We start from the raw sequence: 21,438 nt of genomic DNA on the forward strand, positions 1-21,438 counted from the left end.
GTCCGTCACCCGAACAATGCCACTCATACCTTGCGCAGCCAAATCATTCCTTCGGCTGATTTGACCGTCACATAGGCGAACTACAGTAGATCCCAGACTTGTTCGGCCCGCTTTCCAGATAAGGGATACCCATGTTGCAGACCCGCATCATCAAGCCCGCCGAGGGCGCCTATGAATACCCGCTGTTGATCAAACGCCTGCTCATGTCCGGCAGCCGGTATGAAAAGACCCGCGAGATCGTCTATCGCGACCAGTTGCGGCTGACCTATCCACAGCTCAACGAGCGCATCGCCCGCCTGGCCAACGTGCTGACCGAGGCCGGGGTCAAGGCCGGTGACACCGTGGCAGTGATGGATTGGGACAGCCACCGCTACCTGGAATGCATGTTCGCCATCCCGATGATCGGCGCGGTGGTGCACACCATCAACGTGCGCCTGTCGCCGGAACAGATCCTCTACACCATGAACCACGCCGATGACCGCGTCGTGCTGGTCAACAGTGACTTCGTCGGCCTGTACCAGGGCATTGCCGGGCAGCTGACCACGGTCGACAAGACCTTGCTGCTGACCGATGGCCCGGACAAGACCGCCGAGCTGCCGAACCTGGTCGGCGAGTACGAGCAACTGCTGGCAGCGGCCAGCCCGCACTACGATTTCCCCGACTTCGACGAGAATTCGGTCGCCACGACCTTCTACACCACCGGCACCACCGGCAACCCCAAGGGCGTCTACTTCACCCATCGCCAACTGGTGTTGCACACCCTGGCCGAGGCTTCGGTGACGGGCAGCATCGACAGCGTGCGCCTGCTCGGCAGCAACGACGTGTACATGCCCATCACGCCCATGTTCCATGTGCATGCCTGGGGCATCCCGTACGCGGCCACCATGCTCGGCATGAAGCAGGTGTACCCGGGGCGCTACGAGCCAGAGATGCTGGTCAAGCTGTGGCGCGAAGAGAAGGTCACCTTCTCGCACTGCGTGCCGACCATCCTGCAGATGCTGCTCAACTGCCCAAGCTCACAGGGCCAGGACTTCGGCGGCTGGAAGATCATCATCGGCGGCAGCGCGCTGAACCGCTCGCTTTACCAGGCTGCGCTGGCGCGGGGCATTCAGCTGACGGCGGCGTACGGCATGTCCGAAACCTGCCCGCTGATCTCCGCCGCACACCTTAACGATGAGTTGCAGGCCGGCAGCGAAGACGAGCGCGTTACCTACCGCATCAAGGCCGGGGTGCCGGTACCACTGGTGGAAGCGGCGATCGTCGACGGCGACGGTAATTTCCTCCCGGCCGACGGCGAGACACAGGGCGAGCTGGTGCTGCGCGCGCCCTGGCTGACCATGGGCTATTTCAAGGAAGCGGAAAAAAGCGAGGAACTGTGGCAAGGCGGCTGGTTGCACACCGGTGACGTCGCCACCCTCGATGGCATGGGCTACATCGATATCCGCGACCGCATCAAGGATGTGATCAAGACCGGCGGCGAGTGGATCTCGTCGCTCGACCTCGAGGACCTGATCAGCCGTCACCCTGCCGTGCGCGAAGTGGCGGTGGTGGGCGTTGCCGACCCGCAGTGGGGCGAGCGCCCGTTTGCCCTGCTGGTGGTGCGCGAGGGGGAGGCTGTCGATGCCAAGGCGTTGAAGGAACACCTCAAGCCGTTTGTCGAGGAAGGCCACATCAACAAGTGGGCGATTCCCAGCCAGATTGCCGTTGTTACAGAAATTCCCAAGACCAGCGTAGGAAAACTCGACAAAAAGCGTATCCGCCAGGACATCGTGCAGTGGCAAGCCAGCAACAGCGCGTTCCTTTCCACGCTGTAACCGCGCTGCGGGTCATGTACCTCGGAACATGACCCGCAGGCCAGAGCGGCCCGCGCCTTGCCAAACGAAAAAAATGCGCCATGCTTCTGCCTTGCCAGCGCGCAACCCGCAACCACGCGGGGGCGAATTGGCGGCTAGTGTGCAAATCACACTTTAGAGGGATCAAGCACCCAAGTCTGCTGGCTATAGTCGGGGCCAGGGGATTTTCAGGAATGGGGGAGGGCGACACGCGCAACACGTGTCGCTGCAGGCGAAAGCCTGCATACCGGTCGCTCGGGCCGTTCTTGAAAGGACTCACTGCCATAACAAAAAAGTACATGGAGTAGCGTCGATGACATCTGCAAACCCGTTCTGGCGTCGGGCCAAGCTGCCCTTGGCCGTCAGCCTTGCTTCCACGCTCGCAAGCCCTGCTTTCGCAGTCAGTTTCAACATCGGGGAAATCGAAGGTCAGTTCGACTCGTCGCTCTCTGTCGGCGCCAGCTGGTCGACCGCCAACCCGAACAAGAACCTGATCGGGGTCAACAATGGCGGCAAGGGCCTGTCGCAAACCTCTGACGATGGCCACCTCAACTTCAAGAAGGGTGAAACCTTCTCGAAAATCTTCAAGGGCATCCATGACCTCGAACTGAAGTACGGCGACACCGGCGTCTTCGTGCGAGGCAAGTACTGGTACGACTTCGAACTGAAGGATGAGAGCCGCGAGTTCAAGGACATCAGCGACTCCGGCCGCAAGGAAGGCGCCAAGTCTTCCGGCGCCCAGTTGCTCGATGCGTTCGTGTACCACAACTACTCGATCGGCGATCAGCCCGGTTCGGTGCGCTTCGGCAAGCAGGTGGTGAGCTGGGGCGAAAGCACCTTCATCGGTGGTGGCATCAACTCGATCAACCCGATCGACGTCGCCGCCTTCCGCCGCCCTGGCGCCGAGATCAAGGAAGGCCTGATCCCGGTCAACATGTTCTACATCTCGCAGAGCCTGACCGACAACCTGTCGGCCGAAGCCTTCTACCAGGTCGAGTGGGACCAGACTGTCGTCGACAACTGCGGCACCTTCTTCTCGCAACCCGACATCATCGCCGACGGCTGCACCGACAACCTGCGCGTGCTCAACAGCAGCCGCACAGTGCCGGCAGCGGCCCAGCAGTTCCTCGCGACCCGTGGCGTGAACATCAACGAAGAAGGTGTGATGGTGGCCCGTGGCGCCGACCGCGACGCCCGTGACAGCGGCCAGTTCGGGGTGGCCATGCGCTACATGTTCGAACCGCTCGACACCGAGTTCGGCGCCTACTTCATGAACTACCACAGCCGTGCGCCGATCTTCAGCGCCACAGGCGCCTCGCCGTCGGTGTTTGCCGGCCTGAGCCAGCTGCCAGCGCAGTTGCGTGCATTGGCGCCATTGATCGTGGCGGGCAACTCGAAGTATTTCGTCGAGTACCCCGAGGACATTCGCCTGTATGGCCTGAGCTTCTCCACCACGCTGCCCACCGGCACCGCGTGGAGCGGTGAAATCAGCTACCGGCCCAATGCCCCGGTGCAGTTGAACACCACCGACATCCTGTTCGCTGGCGTACGCCCGATTGGCGGCGCACTGAGCAACGCCTCGCTGCTCACCGGTACCCCAGGGGAAGACCTGCACGGCTACCGCCGCAAGGAAGTTACCCAGTTCCAGACCACCCTGACGCACTTCTTCGACCAGGTGATGGGTGCCAGCCGCATGACCGTAGTGGGTGAAGTGGGTGTCACCCACGTGGGTGGCCTGGAGAACGCGCACGAAACCCGTTACGGCCGTGACCCGGTATTCGGCCCAGGCCCGCTGCCAGCCACCGGCGGCGCCGATACCTGCCAGGCGCTCAATACCAGCACCATCGCTGGCGCAGGTGCCGGGGCTTCGACCACCAACCTGAACCGCAAGTGCGAAAACGACGGTTACACCACCAGCACTTCCTGGGGTTACCGCGCCCGGGTCATCTGGGACTACAACGACGTGTTCGCCGGGGTCAACCTCAAGCCCAACGTGGCCTGGTCGCATGACGTGTCCGGCTACTCGCCAGGCCCTGGCGGCAACTTCGAGGAAGGCCGCAAGGCAGTCAGCCTTGGCCTGGACGCCGAGTACCAGAACACCTACACCGCGAGCCTGTCGTACACCAACTTCTTCGACGGCAAGTACAGCACCGTGGATGATCGCGACTTCGTCGCCCTCAGCTTCGGCGTGAACTTCTAAGCAATCAGATCCAGGACGACACGACATGAACAAGACCAGAAGTCTGCTGCAAGCCGGTGTACTGGGCCTGTCCCTGCTGGCGACCAGCGTCATGGCTGCGGTTTCCGCCGATGAAGCGGCAAAGCTGGGCAGCACCCTCACACCGATGGGCGCGGAAAAGGCCGGTAACGCTGATGGCTCCATCAGCGCGTGGCAGCCGCTGTCGAAGACCGCCGGCAGCGTCGATGCCAAAGGCTTCCTCTCCGACCCGTATGGCAGCGACAAGCCGCTGTTCACCATCACCGCGCAGAACGTCGAGCAGTACAAGGACAAGCTGTCACCGGGCCAGGTGGCCATGTTCAAGCGCTACCCGGATACCTTCAAGATCCCGGTGTACAAGACCCACCGCGGCGCTACCGTGCCTGATGAAGTGTTTGCCGCCATCAAGAAGAACGCCACCGCGACCACGCTGGTCGAGGGCGGCAACGGGCTGAACAACTTCCAGACCGCCGTACCGTTCCCGATCCCCAAAAGCGGCCTCGAGGTCATCTGGAACCACATTACCCGTTACCGTGGCGGCAGCGTGACGCGCCTGGTAACCCAGGCCACTCCTCAGCAGAACGGCTCCTACAGCCTGGTGTACTTCCAGGACCAGTTCGTCTTCCGTGACCGGATGAAGGACTACGACCCGAACAACCCGGGCAACATCCTGTTCTACTTCAAGCAGGAAGTGACCGCGCCAGCCCGCCTGGCCGGGACCGTACTGCTGGTACACGAGACACTCGACCAGGTGAAGGAGCCGCGCAAGGCGTGGATCTACAACGCCGGCCAGCGCCGCGTGCGCCAGGCCCCGCAGGTGTCGTATGACGGGCCGGGCACCGCCGCCGATGGCCTGCGCACCTCGGACAACCTGGACATGTACAACGGTGCGCCGGACCGCTACGACTGGAAGCTTGAAGGCAAGAAGGAAATGTACATCGCCTCCAACGCCTACAAGCTCGACGATCCGAAGCTCAAGTACAGCGACATCCTCAAGGCCGGCCATATCAACCAGGACTTGGCCCGTTACGAGCTGCGCCGGGTATGGCATGTGGTCGCCACGCTCAAGCCTGGCCAGCGTCACATCTACGCCAAGCGTGATTTCTACATCGACGAGGATACCTGGCAGGCAGCGGTAATCGACCAGTATGACGGCCGTAACCAGCTGTGGCGCGTGTCTGAGGCGCATGCCCAGGACTACTACAACGTGCAGGTGCCGTGGTACACCCTGGAAACCATCTACGACCTGCAATCGGGCCGTTACCTGGCTTTGGGGATGAAGAACGAAGAGAAAAGATCCTACGACTTCGGCTTCAGTGCCAGCAAGGCTGACTTCCAGCCCGCTGCGCTGCGCCAGTCGGGCATCCGTTGAACCGCTAGTCCACACCTCCGTGTGATCTCCCAGAACGCCCCGGCTTGCCGGGGCGTTTCTGTTCCAGCGCTGCGATAAAGCTGCTGAATACCCTGCCAAACCCGCGTTACAGCTGCTGTCCACCAGGGTTGTCGCTTTTTGTCGTAGTCTTTTCCGGACGATTTGCGCCCATCATCTTCAAATGCGCCGCGTTACCCGCTAGTCTCGCAACAATCCGTACCGCCGTAGTTTTTCAACCAGAACGAGCCGGTCATGACAGATTTGTCCCGTACGCATGGATTCGCCAGCCAGGCCCTGGGCCTGCTGGACGGGCGTTTCTTCCGGCCACCGCTGCCGGACGGTCACGTGCACCGCGCACGCCTGTGCCAGCGCCTGCAGGCCGGCCTTGGCGGGCGCTTGCTGCTGGTCAATGCCCCGGCAGGCTTTGGTAAAAGCTCCCTGGCCATCGAATTCTGCGAGGCGCTGCCTGGCCACTGGCGTAGCCTCTGGCTTGGCCTGAGCCAGCGCGATGCCGACCCCGGCCGCTTCCTCGAACGCCTGCTCGAAGGCCTGCAGCAATATTGCCCGGCCCTCGGCGGCCAGGCGATGGGCCTGTTGAAGATGCGCCAGCGCCATCAGCCCTTCGCCTTCGAGGAGTGGATCGACGGCCTGCTCGATGAACTGGCGTTGTACCTGCAAGCCGATACGCCGCTGCTACTGGTGCTGGACGACTATCACCTGGCGCAGGGCCCGGTTCTCGATCGCTGCCTGCAGTTTTTCCTCAACCACTTGCCGGGCGGCCTGGTACTGCTGGTCACCAGCCGCCAACGGCCAGACTGGCACCTGGCGCGCCTGCGTTTGTCGCGGCAGCTGGTCGAGCTCAATGAGCAGGAATTGCGCCTGACGCCCGACGAGTCCCTGGCTGTCATTGGCCGGCAGCCCACTGGCCTGCGTGGCCAGGCCTTGGATAACCTGATCCAGCGCAGTGACGGCTGGGTGGCCGGGCTCCGTTTCTGGCAGCTGGCGGCCAGCGAGTCCGGCGATGAACATGCCTTGCCCCACGCCTTGCATGGCGGCGAAGGGCTGATCCGCGATTACCTGCTCGAAGAAGTCATCGATATCCTGCCGGCCGAAGTACAGGCCTTCCTGTTCGACACCGCCTGCCAGGAGCGCTTCTGTGCGGCGTTGTGCGATGCCCTGCGCGAGCGCGACGACAGCGCTGCCATCCTGCGCTACCTGCAGGCCCACCAGGTGTTCCTGGTGCCACTGGACGAGCATGGCCACTGGTACCGTTACCACCACCTGTTCTCCGACCTGTTGCGCAGCCGCCAGTCCAGCGAACCGCAAGCGCGCCTGCACCTGCGTGCCTGCCGCTGGTTCCAGGCCCAGGGGCTGCTCGACGAAGCGGTGGAGCAGGCGTTGCGCGCCGGCCACCTGGATGTCGCCGCCGATCTGGTGCAGAGCCTGTCGGAAGAGCAACTGCTGGCCGAGCAGAATGTCGGCATGTTGCTGCGCTGGAAAATGGACCTGCCCGATAGCCTGCTGATCAGCACGCCACGGTTGATCGTGCTGTACAGCTGGGCGCTGGGCCTGGCCTGTCAACTGGATGCTGCGCAGGAGCTGGCAAGCTACCTCAGCCGCTTCCTGCCAGCGCCTTCGGCCACCGCGCAGAAGTCCATGTTGGCGCAGTGGCTAGCCTTGAGCGGGGTAATCGCCCGTGGCCGCGGCGACCGTGAACGCACCCTGGCCTACTGTGGCGAGGCGCTGCAGAGCCTGCCGTGCAAGCGCTATGGTCAGCGCCTGGTGTGCCTGTCGACACTGTCCAACCTGGCCATTGCCGATGGCGATTTCTGGCGCGCGCGGGGGTGGAACCGCGAGGCGCTCGAACTGGCCCAGCGGGTCGGCAATCCGTTGTTCGAAGCCTTGGCCCACTACGACCGTGCGCGGGTGCTGCATGCCCGCGGCGAAGCACTGCGCGCCCTGGATGAAGTGCGCCAAGGGTTGCAGCGCTTGCAGGATCTATCGGCCCAGCGGCTGTATGCGGTACGTGCACGGCTGACCTTGTACGAGGGCTACCTGTTGGTTACGCGCCTGCAACCTGCACAAGGGCGTGCGCGTTTGCGTGCAGGGCTGGGTGAAGCGCGTGCCTGCCGTGATATCAGCGTATTGATCGGCCATTGCGTGATTGCCACGCTCGACGGCCGCGAAGGCCATTACGCTGAGGCGTTCGCCGAGCTGGCGGAGGCCGAGCGGTTGATGCATATCTGGGATGTGCCGCCGATCTTCTACCTGGCCATGATTACCCTGGTGAAGTGTGAGCTGTGGCTGGCCCAGGGCCGTACCGACCTGGCCGAATCCTGGTTGCTGCGCCTTGGCCAGACCTATGGCGGCGAACACCCGGCCGCGGCGCCGGAGTTCCACCCATTGCTGCCCTTGCACATCGAATTGCAGCAGGCATTGCTCGACCGCATCCAGGGGCGCAGTGAAGATGCTGTGGTGCGCCTGCGCGGTCTGGTCGAGCGTGGGCAGGGCAGCGGCGGCATGATGTTGACCCTCAGCGCGCTGTGCCAATGGATCGCATTGTCACTGGAGCAAGGGCGCGAAGCGCAGGCCACGGAGTTGCTGCCTGCGGCCCTGTCGGCGGCCCAGGGTGGGGTGATGCAGCCATTCCAGCGGCTGATCGAGCAGCACCCGCTATGGTTACGCGAGCAACTGCTGGCGCGCCCGGCCTGCAAGGTGCAAGCCGACCTGCTGGCGCGCCTGCCCGAGTTGGTGGCGCCCAGCAGCGGCACCAACGAAGCCCTGAGCGGGCGTGAGCTGGCGGTACTCGAGCTGATCGCGCAAGGCTGTTCCAACCAGCAGATCAGCGAGCGCCTGTTCATCTCGCTGCACACCGTCAAGACCCACGCCAGCCACATCAACAGCAAGCTTGGCGTGGAGCGACGAACCCAGGCGGTGGCGCGGGCCAAGTCGCTGGGCTTGCTCGCCTGACGGTAGCTGCCGAGCGTTTGTCCGATAAAAAAGCAGTGGCTTGAGGGGGCAGTCCTGGCGTAGCAATGCCTGGCTAATCTTTTCCGACCAGCGGCCGATACAGTATTCGGCGGTATGCATCACCCCGCGCCATCCTCCCATCATCCAATACAGGTCGTGTTGATGCTGCAGTACGGGCAAAAGAGCTTTTTGATCGTCGATGACTTCACCGACTTTCGTACGTCGACCCGCTCCATGCTGCGTGAGCTGGGCGTGCGCGACGTCGACACTGCCGATAGCGGCGAGCAGGCCCTGCGCATGTGCGGGCAAAAGCGCTACGACTACATTCTTCAGGATTTTCACCTGGGTGATGGCAAGAAGAATGGCCAGCAAGTGCTCGAGGACCTGATCCTCGACAAGCTCATCAGCCATGAGTGCGTGTTCATCATGGTGACCGCCGAAAGCAGCCAGGCCATCGTGCTCAGCGCGCTCGAGCACGAGCCCGATGCGTACCTGACCAAACCGTTCAACCGGGTTGGCCTGGCCCAGCGCCTCGACAAACTGACGCAACGCAAGACCTTGCTCAAGCCTATCCTCCAGGCGCTGGACCGCGGCCGCCCGGCCGAAGTGCTGGCGGCGTGCGCCGAGCTGTGCAAGAAAGACCCGCGTTTCGCGCCGCTGTGCCTGCGCTACCGCGCCGATGCCCTGCGCGGCCTCAACCGTTTCGAAGAGCTCGACAAGTTCCTCAAGGGCATCCTTGCCAGCCGGCCGCAGCCTTGGGCATACGCAGCATTGGGCAGCCTGATGCACAAGCGTGGCCAGAACGCCCAGGCCCAGGGGGTTTACGAGCAAGGCCTCAAGGCGTTCCCGATCATGCCGAGCCTGTATGACGGCATGGCCGACGTGCTGGTGGCCCAAGGCGACACCAAGCGCGCCCAGGGCATGCTTGAAGAAGCGGTGCGCCTGTCGCCCCTGGCAGTGCGGCGCCAGGCTGCACTGGGCAAGCTGGCGCTGGGTAACGAAGACTTCGAGAGCGCGGCGAAGGCCTTCCGCCATGCGGTGAACCAGGGGCAGAGTTCGCGCTACAAGGATGCCGAGAGCAACCTCGGGTTGGTGCAGGCACTGATGAGCAAGAACGCCGGTTTTGGCCTGGATGCGCGCACCCGGGTCGAGATCAACACCGTGCTCAGCGAGGTGGCCAAGGACAACCTCGACGATCAAGGCCTGCAGGTGCGGGCGCGCATGATGAAGGCCGCCAGCCTGCAGCAGGCCGGTGATGCCGATACCGCCGCCAAGCTCACCGAACAGGCCCTGCAGCGGCTGGACAAGATGGACCAGTTCTTCTCGGTCGAAGCAGCACTGACCGTGGCCAGGCAGCTGCAAGGGCTCGACCAGGCTGGCGCGGCGAACACCATCCTCAAGGCGTGTGTGGAAACCTATGGTGATGACCCCAAGGTCATGCAGAGTGTAGCCGCGCTGACCGACGACCCGGCAGTGCTCAACGCCGTCACCGAGGCAGTCGACCTCAACCGCCAAGGCGTGCGCAGCTACCAGGCTGGGCAACTCAACGAAGCCTTGCAGATGTTCCGCAGGGCATTGTCGCTGCAGCCCAAGAACATCAGCATTGCCCTCAACACCTCCCAGGCGCTGTTGCGGATTGGTGGCGAAGTGACCCCGCCTGCCATCCTGGAGGAGTGTCGCAGCTGCCTGACCAGCGTGGCAGGCATCCCTGCCAGTGACAGCCGCTATGACCGCTACCGCAAATTGCACATCAAGGTTTTCGGCGCATGAGCCAGGATAATCAGGGGCTGGATTTTTCCACGGTGATCGCCTCCACCGTGCACGACCTGAAAAACTCGTTGTCCGCGCTCATCCAGTCCCACGACCAGTGGCTGGCGCGCCTGCCCGAAGAGCTGCGCAGTGGCACCGAGCAGGGCGTAATGGAGCATGAGTTCCGTCACCTCAACGGCATGCTGGTGCAGTTGCTGGGCCTGTACAAGCTGGGCGTCAACCAGCTTCCGGTGTGCCCGGACTACCACGAGCTGGACGACTTCATCGAAGCGCAACTGGCGGCCCACCAGCAGGTGCTTGAGCACAACGACATCCTCGCCACCTGGCGTGTCGACAGCGACAACCCGCTGGGCTTCTTCGACCGTGAGCTGGTCGCTTCGGTGATCGCCAACGTGATCACCAATGCCACCCGTTACGCCGGGCATGCGCTGCTGATCAGCATCGAGGAAGAAGACGAGCAACTGGTAATCAGCGTCAACGACGACGGCCCCGGCTACCCCGCGCGCCTGCTCGAGCGGCAGCAGGACTACGCGCTCGGGATCGACGGGCAGAGTGGCAGCACCGGGCTTGGCCTGTATTTCGCGGCACGGATTGCGGCGTTGCACGAGCGCGATGGGGTGCAAGGGCGGATCGAGATTGCCAATGGCGGGGCGCTTGGGGGTGGGTTGTTCCGGTTGTATTTGCCGTGATTGAGCGCGTGGGGCCCAGGGCTTGCCTTGGGTTATCCTGCGCACATGAAATCGAGCGCCGCCCGCGCGGCGCTCGATCTGCTTGGCGCCATACCACTAAAGGCAAGCGCCCGGTTCCACCCACTCACGACTCGCAGCGGTAGCCCCAGATGCTTTCCCAGCCCCCCCTCATCCGCGAAACCTTCCCCGTAGGCCCGCTGCAGTGCAACTGCACCCTGATCGGCGACCCGCTCAGCAAAAAAGCCATCGTCGTCGACCCGGGCGGTGACCCGGACAAGATCCTCGCCCGCCTGCAGGCCCACGGCCTGACCCTGGTGAGCATCATCCACACCCACGCGCACTTCGACCATTTCCTGGCCTCGGGCAAGCTCAAGGAGCTGACCGGCGCCACCTTGCACCTGCACAAGGACGACCAGCCGCTGTGGGACAACCTGGAGATGCAGTGCCAGATGTTCGGCGTACCCTACACCCCGGTGCCACCGCCGGACCGCTGGCTGGGTGATGACGAAGCGCTGGCCTGCGGCTGTGGCGTGGCCCTGCACACCCCAGGGCATACGCCGGGCTCGATGAGCTTCTGGTTCGCCGATGCCAAGCTGTTGGTAGCGGGGGATACGCTGTTCCGCCGTGGCATTGGCCGGACCGATTTGTGGGGGGGCGACCAACGGGCTATCGTTCGTTCGATCAAGGAGCGGCTGTACCGTCTGGATGAAGACGCCATCGTGGTCACCGGCCACGGGCCGGATACCCGCCTTGGCGACGAAATGCGCGAGAACCCGTTCGTGCGGGCATGAACAGGTTTTCATGGAATTATTTCGCCGCGCTGTAATCCAAGGCTGGCATAGATCCATTCACGATTTGCCGCACACACGAATTTTTGTAGGAGCTTGTCCATGTTCACCATGCGTCGTCTGATTATCGTCGCGACCGCTGCAGCCCTGATGACCGGCTGCGCCAGCCAGAACCCTTATGACAACCAAGGTCAGGCACAGGGCGGCTCGACGGGCATGAGCAAGACCGCCAAGTACGGTGGCCTGGGCGCGCTGGCCGGCGCCATCGCCGGTGCCGCCATCGATCACAACAACCGTGGCAAGGGCGCGTTGATTGGCGCCGCCGCTGTCGGTGCCGCCGCTGCCGGTTACGGCTACTACGCCGACAAGCAGGAAGCCGAACTGCGTGCGCAAATGGCCAATACCGGCGTCGAAGTGCAACGCCAGGGTGACCAGATCAAACTGATCATGCCAGGCAACATCACCTTCGCCACCGATTCGGCGAACATCGCGCCGAGTTTCTACTCGCCGCTGAACAACCTGGCGACCTCGTTCAAGCAGTTCAACCAGAACACCATCGAAGTGGTCGGTTTCACCGACAGCACCGGCAGCCGCCAGCACAACATGGACTTGTCCCAGCGCCGCGCCCAGGCGGTCAGCGCCTACCTGACCTCGCAAGGTGTGGATGCCTCGCGCGTTACCGTACGTGGTATGGGCCCGGACCAGCCGATTGCCAGCAACGCCGATGCCAATGGCCGCGCTCAGAACCGCCGGGTAGAGGTCAACCTGAAGCCGATCCCGGGTCAGCAGTATGACCAGCAGGGGCAGGTTCAGCAGTACCCGTGAGTTTTCAGGGCCGCTGTGCGGCCCTATCGCCGGCAAGCCGGCTCCCACAGGATCGCAACCGCTGCACATCGCTGGGGGGCCGGCTTGCCGGCGATTGGGCTGCACAGCAGCCCTCAGGTTTCAGCGCACGACGCTGGCCTGAATAGCTGTAAGGGCGATGGTATGCACGATGTCATCCACCTGAGCACCGCGTGGCAGGTCGTTTACCGGCTTGCGCAGGCCTTGCAGCATCGGCCCCAGACTGACCCCGTCGGTACTGCGCTGCACCGCCTTGTGGGTGGTGTTGCCGGTATTCAGGTCGGGGAACACGAACACCGTGGCGCGCCCGGCCACCGGGCTGTTGGGGGCGAGCTGGCGGGCAATATCAGGGTTGGCGGCAGCGTCGTACTGCAACGGCCCATCAATCAGCAGGTTCTGCTCCGCGCTCTGCGCCAGGCGCGTGGCTTCGCGCACTTTTTCCACTTCTTCATCGCTCGCCGAGTCGCTTGAGTAGCTGATCATCGCCACCCGTGGCGCGATGCCGAAGGCTTGTGCCGATTCGGCGCTCTGCCGGGCGATCTCGGCCAGTTCGCTGGCGCTGGGGTGCGGGTTCATCACGCAGTCGCCGTACACCAGCACCTGTTCGGGAAACAGCATGAAGAACACCGATGACACCAGGCTTGCGCCCGGCGCGGTCTTGATCAGTTGCAGGGCAGGGCGGATGGTGTTGGCGGTGGAGTGCACCAGGCCCGAGACCAGGCCATCGACTTCGTCCAGTGCCAGCATCATGGTGCCGATCACTACCGGGTCTTCAAGCTGTTGCTCGGCCATGGGCGCATTGAGGTTCTTGCTCTTGCGCAGGTCGACCATCGGCTCCACATAGCGACCGCGAATCAGCTCGGGGTCGAGAATTTCAAGGTCCGCCGGCAAGGTGATGCCCTGCGCTCGGGCCACGGCTTCGACTTCTTCCGGTTTTGCCAGCAGCACGCAACGGGCGATACCTCGCGCCTGGCAGATGGCGGCAGCCTGCACCAGCAAAGGCTCGGCGCCTTCCGGCAGGACGATGCGCTTATTCGCCTGCTGCGCCCGCTGTATCAGCTGGTAGCGGAACACCGCTGGCGACAGGCGCAGCTCGCGCGGGGTGCCGCAGCGTTGGTGCAGCCAGGCCGCGTCGAGGTGGCTGGCGACAAAGTCGGTGATGAACTCGGCGCGCTCGCGATCATCCACCGGGATTTCGCGGTTGAGCGAGTTGAGCTGGTTGGCCGTGTCGTAGGAGCCAGTGCTCACCGAGAGTATCGGCAGCCCGGCCTGCAGGGCGCCGCGGCACAGGCCGAGGATGCGGGTATCGGGCTTGCTGTCGCTGGTCAGCAGCAGGCCCGCCAGCGGCACACCGTTGATCGCCGCCAGACTGACGGCGAGGATGATGTCGTCGCGGTCGCCCGGCGTCACCACCAGCGTGCCGGGGGTGAGCAGCGGTACGGTATTGGCCACGGTGCGTGCACAGATGATGATCTTGTTCATGCGCCGTTGTTCGTAGTCGCCGGCATTGAGCACTTGAGCGCCCAGCAGGTCGGCCACGTCACGGGTGCGCGGGGCATTCAGGTCGGGCTGGTAGGGGATGCAACCGAGCAGGCGGAAGTCGCTGCCACGCAGCAGCGGCGAGTGCTCGCGCAGGCGCGTGGCGAACTCGGCCATGCTCTCGTCGGTGCGCACCTTGTTGAGGATCACCCCAAGCACTTTCGGGTCGCGCGGGCCACCGAACAGCTGGGCCTGCAGTTCGACCCGCCCCGACAGTTCGCTGAGCACTTCGTTTTCCGGCGCCGACACCAGAATCACTTCGGCGTCCAGGCTCTTGGCCAGGTGCAGGTTTACCCGCGCCGCATAGCTGGCATGGCGGGTCGGCACCATGCCCTCGACCACCACCACGTCATTGCCGATGCAGGCTTGCTGGTAAAGACGAATGATTTCCTCGAGCAGCTCGTCCAGTTGGCCATCGCCAAGCATGCGCTCGACCTGGGCCAGGCTCAGTGGCTTGGGTGGCTTGATGCCGTGGGTGCGGGCGATCAGCTCTGTGGAGCGTTCCGGGCCGGTGTCGCCAGGGTGCGGCTGGGCAATCGGCTTGAAAAAGCCGACCTTGAGCCCGGCGCGCTCCAGGGTGCGCACCAGGCCCAGGCTGATCGAAGTCAGGCCGACACCGAAATCGGTCGGCGCTATGAAAAATGTCTGCATGCGTGCTTCTCGAAATAAAGCGTTGCAAGGAATCAACGGGCAAGGGTAGCGCTATCGGCCCCTTGTGCACACCAGCCACAGGCGAAAGCCTGGCCGATGCGCTGCGCGCGCTGTTCGGGGTCGAGCACCCAAGGGCGCGCTTGCCACGGTGGCTGGTGGCGCAGGTGCTGGGTGTGGCCGCAGGACAGGTCGACCACCCAGTGGCCCTCATCGTCCTGGTGGAAGCCAATGATCCGACTGATGGGGCACCCCTCGTCCCTGCTGGGTTCGCAATCAGACGATGCGTTGGTTACACTTGTCCGTTCTACATACTTTTGCAAAAGGTCTTGCCCCATGCTGATCGCCGCCAACAAGGCTGTCTCCATCGACTATACCCTGACCAACGACGCCGGGGAGACCATCGACAGCTCCGCCGGTGGCGCGCCGCTGGTCTACCTGCACGGTGCCCAGAACATCATCCCGGGCCTGGAAAAAGCCCTGGAAGGCAAACAAGCTGGCGACGAACTGAACGTCACCATCGAGCCTGAAGATGCCTACGGCGAATACCTGGCCGAACTGGTCAGCACCCTGAACCGCAGCATGTTCGAAGGCGTCGACGAACTGGAAGTGGGCATGCAGTTCCACGCTTCTGCGCCGGACGGCCAGATGCAGATCGTCACCATCCGTGACCTGGACGGCGACGACGTGACTGTCGACGGCAACCACCCGCTGGCCGGCCAGCGCCTGACCTTCCAGGTCAAGGTTGTTGACGTGCGTGACGCCACCCAGGAAGAAATCGCTCACAAGCACATCCACGGTGAAGGTGGCCATCACCACTGATTTTCTGCGCTAAGCTCAGAAAGTCGCCAGGCGCTCGGACAAGCCGACACGCCTCCCGCGGGAGGTGAACGGCTTGGACGAGCGCCTTTTTAGTGGGCGCAATTCGCCCCAGCGACACCTGGGAACCTGAGAGGGGATTCATCATGAGTGCATTTCACGACCTGACGTTGAAGGCGCTGAACGGCCAGGACCTGCCCTTGGCACCGTTCAAGGGCCAGGTGGTGCTGGTGGTCAATGTCGCCTCCAAGTGTGGCCTGACGCCGCAATACGCTTCGCTGGAAAAGCTCCATCAGCAGTTCAAGGGCAAGGGCTTCAATGTGCTGGGCCTGCCCTGCAACCAGTTTGCCGGCCAGGAGCCTGGCAGCGAGAAGGACATCCAGGAGTTCTGCAGCCTCAACTATGGTGTGAGCTTCCCCCTGGGCGCCAAGCTTGAGGTCAACGGGCCGCAGCGTCATTCGTTGTATCGCCTGCTGGCCGGCGAGGGTGCCGAGTTTCCGGGTGACATCAGCTGGAACTTCGAAAAATTCCTGGTGGGCAAGGATGGGCGCGTACTGGCCCGCTTCGCGCCGCGTACTGCACCGGATGACCCGACGGTGGTGCAGGCCATCGAGAAAGCGCTGGGTTGAATATCCAAGGGGCTGCCAAGCGGCCCCGGCGATACTGCAGAATCACCCAGATCAATAATGCTGGGCCAACCTTTCCACTGCTCCTAACCTCAGCGCATTTCCTCACCCTGACGGAAGCGCCCCCATGTCCACCCATCCCCTGTTCAAGCCGTTCACCCTTGGCGCACTCGAGCTGCCGACCCGTGTCGTCATGGCACCCATGACCCGTACCTTCTGCCCCGGTGGCGTGCCCCACGACGGTGTGGTCGAGTACTACCGCCGCCGCGCCGCCGCCGGGGTAGGCCTGATCATCACCGAAGGCACCACGGTTGGGCACAGGGCTGCCAACGGCTACGCCAATGTCCCCCGTTTTTATGGTGAGGATGCATTGGCTGGCTGGAAACGTGTGGTCGATGCAGTGCACGCCGAAGGCGGCCGTATCGTGCCCCAGCTGTGGCACGTCGGTGCGGTGCGCCGCCTGGGTACCGAGCCTGACGCCAGCGTGCCGGGCTTCGGCCCGAGCGACGAGGTCAAGGACGGCCAGGTGCAGGTGCATGGCATGACCCACGACGACATCCGTGAGGTGATCGCAGCGTTCGCCGAGGCGGCCCGCGATGCCCAGGCCATCGGCATGGACGGCGTGGAGATTCATGGCGCCCACGGCTACCTGATCGACCAGTTCTTCTGGGCGGCCAGCAACCGCCGCGACGATGAGTACGGCGGCGATCTGGCCGGCCGTTCGCGCTTTGCCATCGAGCTGATCCAGGCTGTGCGGGCAGCTGTAGGGCCGGGCTTCCCGATCATCTTCCGCTTTTCGCAGTGGAAGCAGCAGGACTACAGCGCACGGCTGGTGGACACACCCGAGGCGCTGGCGGCGTTCCTCAAGCCACTGTCCGACGCGGGTGTGGATATTTTCCACTGTTCCACCCGCCGGTTCTGGGAGGCGGAATTCGAAGGCTCCGAGCTGAACCTGGCCGGTTGGACTCGCGCACTGACGGGCAAACCGACCATCACGGTGGGCAGTGTCGGGCTCGATGGCGAATTCCTGCAGTTCATGGTCGCTACCGACAAGGTGGCCCAACCCGCCAGCCTGGAAGGCTTGCTGCGGCGTCTGGGCGATGAGGAGTTCGACCTGGTGGCGGTAGGCCGGGCCCTGTTGGTGGATGCCGAGTGGGCGCAGAAAGTGCGCGACGGGCGTGAAGCGGACGTGTTGCCGTTCAGCCGCGAGGCGCTGGCGACGTTGGCTTGATTTCCAGGCCGGGGCCTGCGGGCTCGCGGCCCGCACGTACCGTGTGGCAGGCGGCGTAAAGGTGCGCCTCGAACTGCTCGATTATCGCCGACCAGCCTTGGCGGCTGGCATGTTGGCGGGCATTGAGGCGCACTCGGCGCAAGGTTTCGCTTTCCTCCAGCAGCCAGCAGGCCGCATCGATGAAGGCGGCCTGATCACCCGGCATGGCCAGCGCGCCGCTGTGGCCATGACGGATGTGCTGGGCGGCGGCGGCTTCGTCATAAGCGACCACGGCCAGCCCCGAGGCCATCGCTTCGAGCACCACATTACCAAAGGTTTCGGTCAGGCTCGGGAACAGGAACAGGTCGCCGCTGGCGAAGTGTTCGGCCAGCGCCTCACCGCGCTGGGTACCGCAGAACACGGCATCCGGCAACTGCTGTGCAAGGGTGGCGCGCTGCGGCCCATCACCGACCACGACAAGGCGCAGCCGCCGCTGTGGATAAGTGTTCTGCAAGGCTTGCAGGCACGGGCGCAGCAGGCCCAGGTTCTTTTCTGCGGCCAGGCGCCCGACATGCAGCACGGCAATATCTTCCGGGCCGAGCCCCCAGGCATCGCGCAAGGCCTGGCTGCGCCGGGCCGGGTTGAACAGCCCGGCATCCACGCCACGGGCCATCAGCACCAGGCGCTCGAAGCCGCGCCGCTGCAGTTCAAGGCGCTGGCTGGCGCTGGGTACCAACGTGGCAACGCTACGCCGGTGAAACCAGCGCAAGTAATGCGTAAGCAGACGTGCCAACAAACCGAGGCCGTATTGCCCGCAATACTGCGGGAAATTGGTATGAAAACCGCTGACGACGACCACGCCCAGGCGCCGCGCTGCTCGCAAGGCACTCAGCCCCAGCGGGCCTTCGGTGGCGATGAAGAGCACATCCGGGCGGTGCCGGCGCCAGCGGCGCAACAGTGTGTGCATCGACACCTCACCCCACTGCAGGCCCGGGTAGCCCGGCACGCCCCAGCCACGGCACAAAAACAAGTCAGGGGCATCACCTGCAGGCTGTTCACCCACCTGCCTGGGCCGCACGACTTCCACGTGATGCCCGCGCTGGCGCAAGCCATCGCCAAGGCGCCCAAGGGTATTGGCCACGCCGTTGATTTCGGGCGGGAAGGTTTCGCTGACGAGGGTGATGCGTAGGGCAGGTGTGTTCATGACAAAAAGTTTCCGCCTGCTGCGTTGCGCCCATGTGACAGCCTGGTGATGCGCAGATGACGCGTATAACGTCTGCGTGAATATTTCCGTGCCGTGCACTCAAGAACCGACCCTGGGCAGCCGATGGAGATGCATTCGATCAGGTGATGCGCTCCGGGAGCGGTGATGTTCAACAACAAGCTCAAGCAAGAAATCCAGCAACTGCGCGAGGAGCTGTTTTCCGTCGAGCAGGTCAAGAACAGCCTGGACAGCGAAATGCTGGTGCTCCAGCTCGACCCTCAGGGGCGTATCGAGATGGTCAACGGCAACTTCGAGAAAGAGATGCGCTACCGCCCCGAGCAACTGATCGGGCGTCACATCGAAGACATCGTGCCGGCCCATGTGAAGAAGCTCGACTTCCATCAGCGCATGAAAAACGCCATCACCCGCGGTGAGCACCTCAATGGCGCCTTCCGCCTGCTGCGTGGTACTGGTGAAGAGGCCTGGCTGCGCTCGATCCTGCAACCGGTAAAGGGCAGCGACGGCCGCATCAAGTACTTCACGATGCACTCCAGCGACCTGACCCGCACCATCGAAGCCTCACGCGAACACGAAAGCCTGATCAAGGCGCTGATGCGTTCTACAGCCGTGATCGAATTCAACCTGGATGGGCAGGTGCTGACCGCCAACGACCGTTTCCTGCAAACGGTCGGGTATAGCCTTGAGCAGGTGCGCGGCAAGCATCACCGCATGTTCTGTGAACCGGAGGAAGCCAACTCGGCAGGTTACCAGGCGTTCTGGGACAAGCTGCGCCGCGGCGAGTACGTGGCCGATCGCTTCAAACGGATCGATGCCCATGGCCGCACGGTATGGCTGGAGGCGTCCTACAACCCGATCATGGATGCCCATGACGTGCTGTACAAGGTGGTCAAGTTCGCCACGGTGATTACCGACCAGGTCAATCAGGAGCAGGCCGTGGCGCAGGCAGCAGACATTGCCTACAACACCTCGCTGGAAACCGACAGCAGTGCCCGCAAGGCCACCGATGTGGTGACCCAGACGGTTGAGGTGATGCGTGGCCTGGAAGGTTCGATGCAGGATGCCGCCGAAGGCATTCAAGCGCTGGACAAGCAGTCCAAGGTGATTGGCGCGATCATCAAGACCATCAGCGACATCGCCGGCCAGACCAACCTGCTGGCGCTCAATGCCGCCATCGAGGCCGCCCGGGCCGGTGAGCAGGGGCGTGGTTTTGCGGTAGTCGCAGACGAAGTGCGCCAGCTGGCTTCACGTACCAGCACCGCCACTGAAGAAATCGCCAAGGTGGTACAGCAGAACGAGCAGTTGGCCCAGGCGGCGGTGGACATCATCGACACCAGCAAACGCCAGGCCGAGCAAGGGCTGGCGCTAGCCGCAGATACCGGTGGCGTGATCGTCGAGATTCAGGAAGGGGCGAAGAGGGTGGTGGATGCAGTCGGGCAGTTCTCAAGCCAGCTCAGCCACTAGGGTTTGTAACTGTAGGCGCAGGCAAGCCAGCGCCTACAGTGACGGCGTTACACAGTTTTGGTACAGCGCCTACTCAGCCTTGCAGCTGTTGATAAACATCGCTGGCGATGGCCGCGAAGGTTTCAATGCTAGCGAACCTGCTATCGATGCGGTGTTCGTCCTGGAAGGAGAACGCCACACCAAATACACCGCTGAACTCATCTGTGATCACAGGATGATTGTTTTCTAGAACTGCGTTGGCAATAAAGGTTGGCAATGCAGTACTGCTGGTGACAATCCTGTCGACGGGATTGTTCACGCTGTTGATGAACAGCTGATCGGCAGGTATGTCGATGCCTTGCCCCTGCAGTGCTTCATCGAGTCTCCAGGTTGCCTTGTGCTTGAGCACTTCGAACCCGTGTAAATGTGCCGGTATGTCGGTAAGGTCCAGATAATCTCTATCTTCATTCATGATCAAGTGCCTTTTTCAAGTACTCATCCGAGCGGGCGGTTATTGATGCATGAGTCTGCGTTCAACGCGTGTGTGCAGGCCCATGCACTCTCACATTTGCGCGTCAGGCAATGGGTGGCATTTCCATCATCCGGTCGAACGTTTCCTGCAAGGCGGCCCAGAAGTTACCGTCGCTGTCGAGCATGCGCTCGCCGCCGCTGTCATCCGAGTACTCAACGCTTTCCGGCTTATGCAGTGCTCCGCTGATCAATGCCCATGTCAGGAAGTTAATGGCAGAGCGCTGTTCGGCAAACTCATCGTTGCTGTAGATGAACCAGTTGGTTGCAGATTCCAAATCATGTTTTGCAAGCGTCTCCTTGAGGACGTTGTAAACGCGTCCCTGGATCTTTTCGAATGCTTCGTTTTCTTCATTCGTGAGCGACGGCCCTTCCAAGCCTACTCGCCCGCGTAGGCCTAGTGGGCCTTTCGGATCTATTGGGCCCGTTGCTTCAGGTTCTTCAAGCTCTTCTGGGGCCGGTTCTGCTTCTGGCTCCAGTACTACCTCATCGACCTCTTCAGGCGCTTCTGGACGATCAAGAGTCTCAGCTTCATCCTGAATTTCCTTTTTGATGTCATCGTCGTCAATCATTGGTTTACTCCTGTAGAGAGAAACACCAAATGGTGTTCGACGATGATTTAGCCTGTCGAAGATAACGGGGGTGGTGTAAATAATTATCCCCTGGTGCGGTCGACGGCTTGTCCTTCCCTGACCCAGAACAACGTGGCCCCGGCCACCGCCGCTGGCATCATCAGCACGTTCACCCCTGGAATCATCAACGCCAGGTAGGTGATACCGCCAAAGCCCAGCGACTGCCAGCGCTTGCTGCGCAGCCAGGCGAGCATGTCCTGCCAGCTCATCTTGTTGTTGTCTGCCGGGTAGTCGATGTACAGCAAAAGCCAGATACATCGCTTGCAAACCACGTAAATCAAGGCCCCTT

Annotated in this window: 17 protein-coding genes and 1 pseudogene; 12 read left to right on the forward strand and 6 right to left on the reverse strand. The window is 62.8% G+C overall.

What is annotated here, in order from left to right:
- The first annotated feature begins 131 nt into the window (after window positions 1–131).
- The 8 genes from ABEH27_RS18290 (at window position 132) to ABEH27_RS18325 (ending at window position 12,464) form a co-directional block, all read left to right on the forward strand.
- Window positions 132–1,814, forward strand: coding sequence for a fatty acid--CoA ligase (locus ABEH27_RS18290; protein WP_346614921.1), 1,683 nt, complete (start codon window positions 132–134; stop codon window positions 1,812–1,814).
- A 331-nt stretch (window positions 1,815–2,145) separates the two neighbouring features.
- The gene (locus tag ABEH27_RS18295) at window positions 2,146–4,032 is read left to right on the forward strand and encodes a DUF1302 domain-containing protein (RefSeq protein WP_346614922.1); all 1,887 of its coding nucleotides are present in this window, start codon (window positions 2,146–2,148) and stop codon (window positions 4,030–4,032) included.
- A 25-nt stretch (window positions 4,033–4,057) separates the two neighbouring features.
- Entirely contained in the window at window positions 4,058–5,422 is a 1,365-nt protein-coding gene (locus ABEH27_RS18300) for a DUF1329 domain-containing protein (protein ID WP_346614923.1), read from the forward strand.
- A gap of 252 nt (window positions 5,423–5,674) precedes the next feature.
- A complete protein-coding gene (locus tag ABEH27_RS18305; RefSeq protein ID WP_346614924.1) occupies window positions 5,675–8,392 on the forward strand; it encodes a LuxR C-terminal-related transcriptional regulator in 2,718 nt (905 codons plus the stop codon).
- Between the two features lie 162 nt (window positions 8,393–8,554).
- A complete protein-coding gene (locus tag ABEH27_RS18310; protein ID WP_346614925.1) occupies window positions 8,555–10,162 on the forward strand; it encodes a response regulator in 1,608 nt (535 codons plus the stop codon).
- A complete protein-coding gene (locus ABEH27_RS18315) occupies window positions 10,159–10,851 on the forward strand; it encodes a HAMP domain-containing sensor histidine kinase (RefSeq protein WP_346614926.1) in 693 nt (230 codons plus the stop codon). Before ABEH27_RS18310 ends, ABEH27_RS18315 begins: the two co-directional genes overlap by 4 nt.
- A gap of 149 nt (window positions 10,852–11,000) precedes the next feature.
- Complete coding sequence (locus ABEH27_RS18320; RefSeq protein WP_346614927.1) at window positions 11,001–11,642, forward strand: MBL fold metallo-hydrolase; 642 nt, start codon at window positions 11,001–11,003, stop codon at window positions 11,640–11,642.
- A gap of 99 nt (window positions 11,643–11,741) precedes the next feature.
- Window positions 11,742–12,464 carry an OmpA family protein gene (locus tag ABEH27_RS18325; protein WP_346614928.1) on the forward strand — a complete coding sequence of 241 codons (723 nt, stop codon included), beginning with the start codon at window positions 11,742–11,744 and terminating at the stop codon, window positions 12,462–12,464.
- A 120-nt stretch (window positions 12,465–12,584) separates the two neighbouring features.
- Here ABEH27_RS18325 and pta read toward each other — a convergent pair whose 3' ends face one another.
- Both pta and ABEH27_RS18335 read right to left on the reverse strand, forming a co-directional pair.
- The gene (gene pta / locus ABEH27_RS18330) at window positions 12,585–14,672 is read right to left on the reverse strand and encodes a phosphate acetyltransferase (protein ID WP_346614929.1); all 2,088 of its coding nucleotides are present in this window, start codon (window positions 14,670–14,672) and stop codon (window positions 12,585–12,587) included.
- 32 nt (window positions 14,673–14,704) lie between these two features.
- On the reverse strand, window positions 14,705–15,007 hold the full coding sequence (locus ABEH27_RS18335) for a DUF3565 domain-containing protein (RefSeq protein ID WP_346614930.1): 303 nt from the start codon (window positions 15,005–15,007) through the stop codon (window positions 14,705–14,707).
- Between ABEH27_RS18335 and ABEH27_RS18340 the strand changes: the two genes are divergently transcribed.
- The 3 genes from ABEH27_RS18340 to ABEH27_RS18350 all read left to right on the forward strand — a co-directional run bounded on the left by ABEH27_RS18340 (window position 15,006) and on the right by ABEH27_RS18350 (window position 17,345).
- Window positions 15,006–15,491, forward strand: a complete 486-nt coding sequence (locus ABEH27_RS18340) for a peptidylprolyl isomerase (protein ID WP_346614931.1) — start codon at window positions 15,006–15,008, stop codon at window positions 15,489–15,491. The two genes, ABEH27_RS18335 and ABEH27_RS18340, sit on opposite strands and share 2 nt — an antisense overlap.
- A gap of 143 nt (window positions 15,492–15,634) precedes the next feature.
- Entirely contained in the window at window positions 15,635–16,117 is a 483-nt protein-coding gene (locus tag ABEH27_RS18345; RefSeq protein ID WP_346614932.1) for a glutathione peroxidase, read from the forward strand.
- Between the two features lie 124 nt (window positions 16,118–16,241).
- On the forward strand, window positions 16,242–17,345 hold the full coding sequence (locus ABEH27_RS18350) for an NADH:flavin oxidoreductase (RefSeq protein WP_346614933.1): 1,104 nt from the start codon (window positions 16,242–16,244) through the stop codon (window positions 17,343–17,345).
- Here ABEH27_RS18350 and ABEH27_RS18355 read toward each other — a convergent pair.
- On the reverse strand, window positions 17,314–18,528 hold the full coding sequence (locus tag ABEH27_RS18355) for a glycosyltransferase family 1 protein (protein ID WP_346614934.1): 1,215 nt from the start codon (window positions 18,526–18,528) through the stop codon (window positions 17,314–17,316). The genes ABEH27_RS18350 and ABEH27_RS18355 overlap by 32 nt on opposite strands.
- Before the next feature lie 165 nt (window positions 18,529–18,693).
- On the opposite strand from ABEH27_RS18355, the gene ABEH27_RS18360 reads away from it, so the two are divergent.
- The gene (locus ABEH27_RS18360) at window positions 18,694–20,010 is read left to right on the forward strand and encodes a PAS domain-containing methyl-accepting chemotaxis protein (RefSeq protein WP_346614935.1); all 1,317 of its coding nucleotides are present in this window, start codon (window positions 18,694–18,696) and stop codon (window positions 20,008–20,010) included.
- A gap of 73 nt (window positions 20,011–20,083) precedes the next feature.
- Here the strand turns inward: ABEH27_RS18360 and ABEH27_RS18365 are convergent, their stop codons facing one another.
- The 3 genes and pseudogenes from ABEH27_RS18365 to ABEH27_RS18375 form a co-directional block, all read right to left on the reverse strand.
- Window positions 20,084–20,461: a hypothetical protein gene (locus ABEH27_RS18365; protein WP_346614936.1), complete on the reverse strand. Its 378-nt coding sequence runs from the start codon at window positions 20,459–20,461 to the stop codon at window positions 20,084–20,086.
- Between the two features lie 103 nt (window positions 20,462–20,564).
- Window positions 20,565–21,089, reverse strand: a complete 525-nt coding sequence (locus ABEH27_RS18370; RefSeq protein ID WP_346614937.1) for a hypothetical protein — start codon at window positions 21,087–21,089, stop codon at window positions 20,565–20,567.
- Window positions 21,090–21,172: 83 nt separating this feature from the next.
- Window positions 21,173–21,400, reverse strand: a pseudogene (locus ABEH27_RS18375) (EI24 domain-containing protein); the annotation flags it as partial.
- Window positions 21,401–21,438: the final 38 nt, after the last annotated feature.

Source organism: Pseudomonas sp. P39-UII1, assembly GCF_039672635.1.
Lineage (GTDB): Bacteria > Pseudomonadota > Gammaproteobacteria > Pseudomonadales > Pseudomonadaceae > Aquipseudomonas.

What these genes read in the sequence shown, in the direction of transcription:
- ABEH27_RS18310 (WP_346614925.1), top strand. Translation starts at nt 8,555, where the DNA reads ATGCTGCAGTACGGGCAAAAGAGCTTTTTGATCGTCGATGACTTCACC.
- ABEH27_RS18345 (WP_346614932.1), top strand. Translation starts at nt 15,635, where the DNA reads ATGAGTGCATTTCACGACCTGACGTTGAAGGCGCTGAACGGCCAGGAC.
- ABEH27_RS18300 (WP_346614923.1), top strand. Translation starts at nt 4,058, where the DNA reads ATGAACAAGACCAGAAGTCTGCTGCAAGCCGGTGTACTGGGCCTGTCC.
- ABEH27_RS18290 (WP_346614921.1), top strand. Translation starts at nt 132, where the DNA reads ATGTTGCAGACCCGCATCATCAAGCCCGCCGAGGGCGCCTATGAATAC.
- ABEH27_RS18350 (WP_346614933.1), top strand. Translation starts at nt 16,242, where the DNA reads ATGTCCACCCATCCCCTGTTCAAGCCGTTCACCCTTGGCGCACTCGAG.
- ABEH27_RS18295 (WP_346614922.1), top strand. Translation starts at nt 2,146, where the DNA reads ATGACATCTGCAAACCCGTTCTGGCGTCGGGCCAAGCTGCCCTTGGCC.
- ABEH27_RS18360 (WP_346614935.1), top strand. Translation starts at nt 18,694, where the DNA reads ATGTTCAACAACAAGCTCAAGCAAGAAATCCAGCAACTGCGCGAGGAG.
- ABEH27_RS18305 (WP_346614924.1), top strand. Translation starts at nt 5,675, where the DNA reads ATGACAGATTTGTCCCGTACGCATGGATTCGCCAGCCAGGCCCTGGGC.
- pta (WP_346614929.1), bottom strand. Translation starts at nt 14,672, where the DNA reads ATGCAGACATTTTTCATAGCGCCGACCGATTTCGGTGTCGGCCTGACT.
- ABEH27_RS18340 (WP_346614931.1), top strand. Translation starts at nt 15,006, where the DNA reads ATGCTGATCGCCGCCAACAAGGCTGTCTCCATCGACTATACCCTGACC.
- ABEH27_RS18370 (WP_346614937.1), bottom strand. Translation starts at nt 21,089, where the DNA reads ATGATTGACGACGATGACATCAAAAAGGAAATTCAGGATGAAGCTGAG.
- ABEH27_RS18320 (WP_346614927.1), top strand. Translation starts at nt 11,001, where the DNA reads ATGCTTTCCCAGCCCCCCCTCATCCGCGAAACCTTCCCCGTAGGCCCG.
- ABEH27_RS18315 (WP_346614926.1), top strand. Translation starts at nt 10,159, where the DNA reads ATGAGCCAGGATAATCAGGGGCTGGATTTTTCCACGGTGATCGCCTCC.
- ABEH27_RS18325 (WP_346614928.1), top strand. Translation starts at nt 11,742, where the DNA reads ATGTTCACCATGCGTCGTCTGATTATCGTCGCGACCGCTGCAGCCCTG.
- ABEH27_RS18355 (WP_346614934.1), bottom strand. Translation starts at nt 18,528, where the DNA reads ATGAACACACCTGCCCTACGCATCACCCTCGTCAGCGAAACCTTCCCG.
- ABEH27_RS18365 (WP_346614936.1), bottom strand. Translation starts at nt 20,461, where the DNA reads ATGAATGAAGATAGAGATTATCTGGACCTTACCGACATACCGGCACAT.
- ABEH27_RS18335 (WP_346614930.1), bottom strand. Translation starts at nt 15,007, where the DNA reads ATGGGGCAAGACCTTTTGCAAAAGTATGTAGAACGGACAAGTGTAACC.